3 protein-coding genes are annotated in these 8,987 nt (G+C 41.4%); all 3 read right to left on the bottom strand.

Annotated features, from left to right (window positions below; translation table 11 throughout):
- The coding region (locus ACFSB2_RS14770; protein ID WP_377943855.1) for an amino acid adenylation domain-containing protein at positions 1 to 4,580 on the bottom strand (4,580 nt) is incomplete at its 3' end.
- Positions 4,577 to 5,284: a thioesterase II family protein gene (locus tag ACFSB2_RS14775; RefSeq protein ID WP_377943856.1), complete on the bottom strand. Its 708-nt coding sequence runs from the start codon at positions 5,282 to 5,284 to the stop codon at positions 4,577 to 4,579. The genes ACFSB2_RS14770 and ACFSB2_RS14775, both read right to left, overlap by 4 nt.
- A 90-nt stretch (positions 5,285 to 5,374) precedes the next feature.
- Positions 5,375 to 6,538 (bottom strand): threonine synthase, encoded by a 1,164-nt coding sequence (locus ACFSB2_RS14780; protein WP_377943857.1) that lies wholly within the window; start codon positions 6,536 to 6,538, stop codon positions 5,375 to 5,377.
- Between the last annotated feature and the right edge of the window lie 2,449 nt (positions 6,539 to 8,987).

Here is an 8,987-nt window from a genome sequence, read left to right on the forward strand (position 1 = left end):
TCGATTTCTCCCAGTTCAATCCGGAATCCACGGATCTTGACCTGCTGATCTATCCGTCCCAAATACTCCAAGTTTCCGTCTGGCAACCAACGGGCCAAGTCCCCTGTTCGATACATCCTCTCCCCTGGCTCAAACGGATTCTCTACAAACTTCTCCGCCGTCAGTTCAGGTTGATTCAGATAACCACGGGCAAGTCCCGCTCCACTGACACATAATTCCCCTGGTACTCCGATTGGCACTAACTGGTCCCATGGATCCAAAACATAAACTTTAGTATTTTTAACAGGTCGACCAATCGGTAGCTCCTTAATCCCCCAATTCCGAGGAATAGAAAAATAACAACTAAAAGTTGTGTTTTCGGTTGGACCATAACCATTAATCAACTCGATTTCCGAATAACGTTCATAGACTTTTTGAACGTATAGGGGGGAGACCACGTCTCCCCCCACAATTAATTGATGAACAACACCGAACCCATCAATCCCTTGTTCCGCCATAATATTAAACAACTGAGATGTCACCCAAAGAGTTGTCACTCCATTCAATGTAATTGTCTCCATCAATAGCTCAACTGAAGTTACCGCAGCCTTCATTACAATCAACTTCGCACCACATAAAAGTGCGCCCCACACCTCAAAAGTAGCCGCGTCGAATGACAGATTAGAATAGTGAAGAAATATCTCATTTTCATCAAATCGTGCAAAATCGTTTTGAACAAGCCGAAGAACAGCCAGATGAGGTATACAGACACCCTTAGGTATTCCAGTCGAACCAGAAGTATAGTTAATATATGCCAGTCGAGGTATAGATGAAGCAGATAAATTTTCGATATTTTCCATAGCAATCAGTACTGCATCATTATCTAAATTAACTACACTAGAAACAAACTGAGTGCATTTTCTCGCCGTATCCCCAACAGTCACAACAAATTTAACTCCGGTGTCCGCAAACATATAGGCTAACCGTTCATCGGGATATGTCATGTCAAACGGTACATAAGCACCACCTGCCTTTAAAATACCAAGCAGTCCAACAATTAGTTCTAAGGACCGCTCTGCACCTATCCCAATTAAATCGTTTTCCCTGACCCCAAGCCTACGCAAGTAACGCGCCAACTGATTCGCTTTCGCATTTAACTCCCTATATGTCAGTTCCTCCCCTTCATACACCACCGCCACCGCTTCTGGTGTCCGCTCCACTTGCTCCTCAAACAGCTCGTGAATCGTCTTGTCCTTCTCATACTCCTTGCCTGTATCATTAAACTCCACTAACACTTGCCGCTTCTCCGACTCCGGCAACAAATTTATCTCACCTAGACATACTTCCGGCTCCTCCACCACTTGCTCCAACAGTTGCAGCCAATGAGCTGTCCAACGTTCTATACTTTCCCTCTTAAATAACTCAGAGTTATATTCAAATCGGCAACGAAGATCTGATTTATACTCAGCAACTTCAATTGTCAGATCAAACTTCGAATTAAATAATCGTTTGTTATATCGTGTCACTTGAACATCCGCTAATTTCAACTCATCAAAATTCAGATCATGCACCACTAGCATTACATCAAATAACGGATTACGTCCTGAATCCCGAGATCCTCCGATCTTCGAAACCAGTGTCTCAAACGGCACCTCTTGATTCTCATAAGCTCTTATTGCCGTTTCCTTCATTTCCTGCAAAAAAATCGCAAAGGATTTATCCCCTTTCGGAAACCCCCGCATTAATAATGTGTTTGCAAACATCCCCATTATTCCCTTCAAATCCGAATGTGGTCGACACACAATCGGAGAGCCAACTATAATATCCTCCTGGCCAGTATATCGATACAAAAGTGTCTGATAGGCAGCCAATAGAACCATATACAACGTCGAACTACTATCTTTGGCTAATTTATCTATTTTCATTTTCAATGATGAGTCAAAAATTATATCAACATAGTCCCCGATAAACCTTTGTACAGCAGGTCTTTTATGATCCAAGGGTAATTGCAGTACAGGAAGCTCTCCGCTCAGTTCTTTAAGCCAGTAAGCTTCTTGCTTTACATAAACTTCATCATTAAATCGATTCCTTTGCCACAAAGCATAATCCTTGTATTCTAGTGATGGTTTAGCAACCATTTGTGTCCCAGCATACAAAGCCTCCAAATCATGAAGAAAAATGGAAGCTGAACTTGCATCGATAACTATATGATGTATATCAAAAGCTAAAATATGTCGCCGTTCTCCAATCTTCATGATACCCACACGGAATAGTGGAGCTTCACCTAAATCAAAGGGTCGAATAAACCTCTCCAGCCACTTCTCCACACCGACATCGCTTGTATCGCTTGACTCCGAGAATTCTAGCACTGTATTAACTTTATCCAAAATTTTTTGGCGTGGAACATCATTCTCAACCACGAATGATGTTCGCAAAATCTCATGTCGATTCACGAGATTATTTAAAGCGGTTTGCAACCTGTCTAATTTCAATTCACCATCAACTTCAAAAACTCTGTTCAAATTATAAATGGTATTTTTCGGGTCCATACAATATAGGACATACATACTATGTTGTGCGGATGACAATTCAAAGCTATCTGCCGGTGAGGAGACCTTGGGAATGAATCGATTGTCACGCGGAGTAGCTGTTTGCAAAAAAGAAACAAGTTCATGAAAATGCGGATGATCAAATATTTGTCGAAAAGGAACTGCAACCTTGAACTCCGTCTGTATTTGTGCAATGAGTTCAGCAACTTTTAAGGAGTTACCCCCCATTTCAAAAAAGTTGTCATATCGACTTACCTTCCGAACTTTAAGTACGTTTCCCCATATTCGAGATATTTTTTCTTCCTCTGATGGTAAAATTTCGATTTCATTTATATCTTCAACATTAAGAACAGTTTGCTGAGTAATAACCCCCCTGGAAATCGAATGAAAAAACCCATTTCTGTACTGTTCCGAAAGTACATACCTTTGCACTTTACCACTTGTTGTTTTAGGCAGGCGTCGTATTGGGATAATATCCGAGAACCGAAAGCCAAACATCTGGTTTACTTGTGATTGAATTCGATTGAACAATGAAGTATTCTGAATCATACTTTTGTGGTTTCGAGTTTGAATGAAAAGAGCAATGACTTCATTGCCACTCTCTGAATCTGTCCATCCGACAACCGCTGCTACTCCGCGTTCCATACCCTCCACAGATTCTACAACCCGTTCCACATCATGTGCGTAAAAATTCTGACCATTAACAAAGAGAACATCCTTAATTCTGCCAGTTACAACAAGACGACCACCTCTCATAAAGCCCATATCTCCGGTACGCAACCAACCATCGGAGGAAAACGCATTTCTATTTTTCTCTTCTTGATTCAAGTACCCTATCGTTACATTTTTTCCATATATTTGTATCTCTCCATACACCATATCAGGCAACATCTGATTATTTTCATCACATATTCTCACATTCACGTAATCTATAGGATATCCCAAATCTACAAACACTGCGCAATCATCCGAATTTTCCGTCTCGAAAACGCTCTTTCCCATCCCTATACCCTGGCGTTTCACAGAAACAACTATCATATCTTCAGCGAGAGGAGGGGTGGTAACACCCAAAGATGCTTCTGCCATACCATACACATTAAAAATTGATGACCGTTTAAGACCATACGGCTCTAATAAATTTGTAAAATTACGGACAACGTCTGGGGAAATTGGTTCTGCTCCGTTGATTATTAATCTTAGAGTAGACAGATCCAAGTCTCCTGCTTTTTCACAATCAAAATGCTGACAAAAATAATTGTACCCAAAATTCGGAGAACACGTCACAGTCGCTCTATGTGTAGAGACAACTTGCATCCACAAAGCAGGCTTCAGCATAAATAAAGAAGATGTTAATAAATACAAATCCATATTTGCAATAATAAATGTCAAATGAAAACCTACTAACCCTAAATCATGCGTTAGTGGCATCCAACTCACGGCTATGTCATTTTCGTTATATTTGGTTGCTTTAATTATCGCAGATATGTTATACATCACGTTTTCGTGACTAATCATAACACCTTTCGGATCACCCGTTGATCCAGAGGAAAATTGAACAAACGCAATATCTGAAGGTCTCGCCACATGCACTTGAGGAATCCAATTATTCTCCTTTAATAAAGAGTCTGTTAACAGGACTCGACAGTTCATAGAGCTCCATTCTCTTGAAAAGATCATCTCTGAATCCACAAACTTCTTCAATGAATCTACATGTTTCAAATCCGTTACCAAATACGGATTCTTTAATTGTGCCCAGATTCGAAAAAGTTTACGTTTATACTCTGGGAGACTTGCCATTGAAACTGGCACAGGTATCATTCCACCATAAATACAAGCCCAGAATACACAAATGAATGACTCATTATCTTCAATTTGAAAAACTACCTCGTTCCCTGGTTCTACACCAGCATTTTGGAGGGCTCCTAAGGTTCGCATGGCCTGTTGAAAAATGCTTTGAAAGGAAATGAAACGTTCTTGAGATGAGTGCACAAACACAATTCCTTTTTCATTCTCAGAGCTACGAAGAATCAACGCATCCTGGAGTGTTTTCATATCGCCATTCCCCCTGTTAATAATTTTCGTACACAATTCAGCACTTCTTTTTCCTGTGACTTAATAAAAAAGTGGTTTCCTGAAAACTTAAATACACGACACATACCTTCGGAATGCTCCTTCCAGGCCATTCCATCTTCAAATGACATTTGCTCTAGGTTCCCATAAAACACCGAAATATCACAAGACAGCTTACTCTTCTTTTTTACAAACTTATAACTATGGGAAATTCCGAAATCCGATCTCAATATCGGCAAAAATAGATCCACCAATTCCTCATGCTCTAACACTGTCTTATCAGTGCCACCCATTTCCACAAGCTCTTGCATAAATTCTGAGTCACTCAATAAATGAATTGGCCTTGAAGTAATAGAACAATGCGGCGCATTCCTACCTGACACGAACAAGTGTCGCGGAATCCGTCCAACCTGACATATTCTGTGAGTAACTTCGAAACCAATTACCGCACCCATGCTATGTCCAAAAATGGCAAATGGACTGCTGTCTAACTGTGCAGCAATTTTGGTGTAAACATCATCAACTGCTTCTTCGATAGATGTATATAATGGTTCAATAAATCTCAATCCACGACCAGACAACTCAATTGGTATACACTCGATTCTCGGAGCCAATTGCTTTATCCAATTGTTATACAGCGCCGAAGAGCCGCCAGCATATGGTACACAAAATAATTTAATCGTCAATCCAACCGTCTCCTGAGTTTGAATTCAATAACCTATTGCCACAAAAACCTATACAGGATTATTCAAACTTCAAGTGAACCATTGACAATCCTAATTTATATATTTCAACCCCGAACCAGTATTAACAACCAATACATTTTCACCTTCATTTATCCATCCTGTTTCACAAAGTTGCCTCACCCCAGCCAGTGCAGCAGCTCCTTCAGGACAAAGATGGACACCCTCATCTTGCATCGATAAACTAATCGTTTCTTGGATGTCTTCATCAGTTACACTAATTGCAATGCCTTGAGTTCGATCTAATAAGTCAAGTATAAGAAAATCCCCAAAGGGCTTAGGTACACGCATACCAAATGCAACCGTATTAGGCTTTTCCCAAGGCACCGTCGATTTTTCTCCCTGCAAAAAAGCCTGTACAATCGGGGCACAACCAGATGCCTGAACAACCACCAATCTTGGTAGTTTCTTCGTGACCCACCCCAATTTATTCAACTCCGAAAAAGCCTTGTATATACCTACAATTCCTGCACCTCCACCCGTCGGATACACAATGACATCCGGTAATGACCAACTGAATTGTTCCGCTATCTCTAAACCCATGGTCTTCTTTCCTTCTAATCGATAAGGTTCGTTGAAAGTCGAGACGTTATAAAAATTTTGATTTGCGCATGATTTCTGGAGAAACACACCTGCGTCATCAATGGTGCCATCAATGCAATACAAATCCGCACCTGATAGAACACATTCAGCCTTCGGAGCATTAGGTGCATTTTGTGGTGTTGCGACAATTGCCTTTATTCCGGCTCGGGCAGCATATACTGCCCAAGCAGCACCCGCGTTGCCATTACTTGATATCGCTATTGTGTCTATACCAAGTTCTTTTGCTTTTGAGATGCCAACAGTGGCTCCTCGAGCTTTAAAAGTTCCTGTTGGAAGCCTACCTTCATCTTTTATAAAGAGGGTATCAAAATTGCATCTCTTGCCGTATTTAGATAGCTTCAAAATTGGAGTAATATTTTCATCCAATGAAACTACATTCCCCGGAGACATAACAGGCAACATTTCATGATATCTCCAAAGTGTACTGGGGCGAGCTCTTAGCATATCAGGAGTAACATGTTTCTTAATCTCAGAATAATCGTATTCAACAAAGAGTGGTCCCCCGCAAGAACATCTTTCGTTAATGCTGAAAATTTCGTAACTTGTATCACAGCTTAGACAGTGAAGATGACTGATATAACTGTAAGCCTCCATGATATACACCTCCTAAATTGTAAAAATCCACTGAACTAATCCGTACTAAATCTGAAGATTTGTATATACGGTTAACAGAAAAGATTAAGTCGAAACTTCTATCTATATCCAATTGAACCACCACAGAATCCGACTGTCAAACCTTACCTCGTGAAATTATCCCCAAAAAATTTTTTGAATATGAAAGAAGTGATAAGTCTCTTTTATAGACACTTTTCTGAAAAAACATTTAGATGTTTTGTTAATACTTGATTTCAAACGGTACAAAATGCCTATGAAATCACCAACCTAAAATCAACTTACTGTGTTCTAACAAAACTTAATGCGCAATAAAACACTAAACTGCCATGGGAAGGAAAGCCCCCTTGATGCGTCTTATATTTCGGTGCTGACCTCTCAAGTAACCAAAGCGACACCGTCCACTATCATCAACTAGAATCGAGCGAGTTCCATCCGTCAATTCATCTTTTTGTTCTCACATGCAATCGCAATCCTCTCCAGTGCATGCCATATCACGCATCCGTGCCTTTCCAACAACAAACACCGCAACTCTTTGTCATTCGACATGATTGGTCTTCGTATCATCTTGACAATTTATCCAGAATCACACACTCGACCATGTGGTCAACGATGATCCGTTCACGATTTTTCATTTCATAATTCAGAATGTGTACAGCTTGTTCACGAGTTTCGGAGCCCTGGCTAAAAATCAGAAGATTTAGCCCTCTTTTTCCTTGACCACAAAAGCCTTGATAAGCCGTTCCGACAGCTCTTCAGTTTCCCAATTATGCCGAAGAATTTCTGCCTAGAATACATCGGAGCCCAACTGCTTACTAACACCCTGATTACCAATTCATTCGGCATAAGAGGAGAAATCTTACTTCCTCAAACATCTTCCGATCCAGTGGTTGTACTTCGCCAATCACACCCACTGGTAGTAAGTAATAAATGCCATGCATAAGTTTAATTTCACAATGTAACTGACGCTTGGCGTCACTACGATAAAACTTAGTTTCACATCCCAGTTACCAAGCATGTCCTTAGGAGAAGTTGATGATGAAGACATTTCAGTCATCGGCATCGATGACTGGGCTTATAAGCGCGGTCAGCGTTATGCACCATTATCGTGGATTTACAATACCATCGACTTGTCGATTTACTATCGGACCGAAGTTCATCTAGTGTAGCGAATCGGCTTCGTAAACATCCGGGGTACACATCGTGAGTCGTGTCGTATCGACATATACGCTGATGGGATACGACAAGGGTTACCTTGTGTCATCCAAATTGCCGACCGTTGGCACATTCTAAAGAACCTAGGAGACACAGTGGACCGGTTCATTAGCAGACAACGGTTGTCGGTCGCGAACATATTGAAATGCCAGTTCCAGTTGAAGCTTGTCGAACTCAGAACGACCAAGAAAGAACAAGAAAAACTTCAACGCCGTCAGACAAAATGGGAACTCCTCCAACACGCCCAACAGCTATACAACAACGGACTAATCATACGCGCGATTGCACGGGAAGTTGGTTTGAGTCGGAAGACAATTCACAAGTATATCTTGTGGACTGAAGTCCCCGTCACCCGCCGAACATCGAGCAGTACCTTGTTGGATCCGTATCGACCGTATGTCGCGCAACTAGTACAAGAATCTCTTTCGTACCCAGTAATTCTTGAACGAATTCGCGCAAATGGATACACCGGCTCTCACTCAACATTGTCGTAATATGTTGCGGAGCTTCGACGATCACGGACACATGGTGAAAATCCTATCGTACAACGCCATCGTGTCAGTTCAAGAGCGGCTACAAAGTTATTGACCCAACCACAAGAACACGTGCATGCCTTACTTGACGAAACTCTTTTGCCGAAGTGAATGGAGCCACTATGGACAACGAAATAAAACGAGCAATGGCATCTGGTATTCGCCAACTTCGAAATTTTGTTCAAGGGATTCACAAAGATGACGATACCGTGCTTGCAGACATTTCGGAACCTTGGAGTAATGGACAAGTGAAGAGGCTGGTTAACCGAAAAAAATCTAAAGAGATAGGTGTATGGTAGAACCAGCTTTGCGTTGTTGAGAACTCCCCTGCTTCCATCCATCATGCTATGCAACCAACTCGTCCACAAGGCAACAAATTTTGTCGACCACCCTACTCGCGCGACATGTATCATCACCAAAATCACGAAAGAACCTGCAAATTCCCTAAAATCATTCGAATGAGTTCCCTACCCTCTGTCGAATCTTCGGCACCGTATACTTCGTTGCGGAGATGCCACAATGAAGATAAGCAAGAAAATGGAAGTTAAAAGAATGTATCAGGAAGGTGTCAGTATCTCTGTAAGCGTCAAACGTAGGACACCTCGTCATAGGTTCCGTCACGCGGGATAATCTTCTCAAAGAGGAGAGTGATCCCCGTGTCAAAGACGGAATTGCGTGCCATG

Origin of the sequence: Alicyclobacillus fodiniaquatilis (assembly GCF_042678105.1) — a bacterium.
Taxonomy (GTDB): domain Bacteria; phylum Bacillota; class Bacilli; order Alicyclobacillales; family Alicyclobacillaceae; genus Alicyclobacillus; species Alicyclobacillus fodiniaquatilis.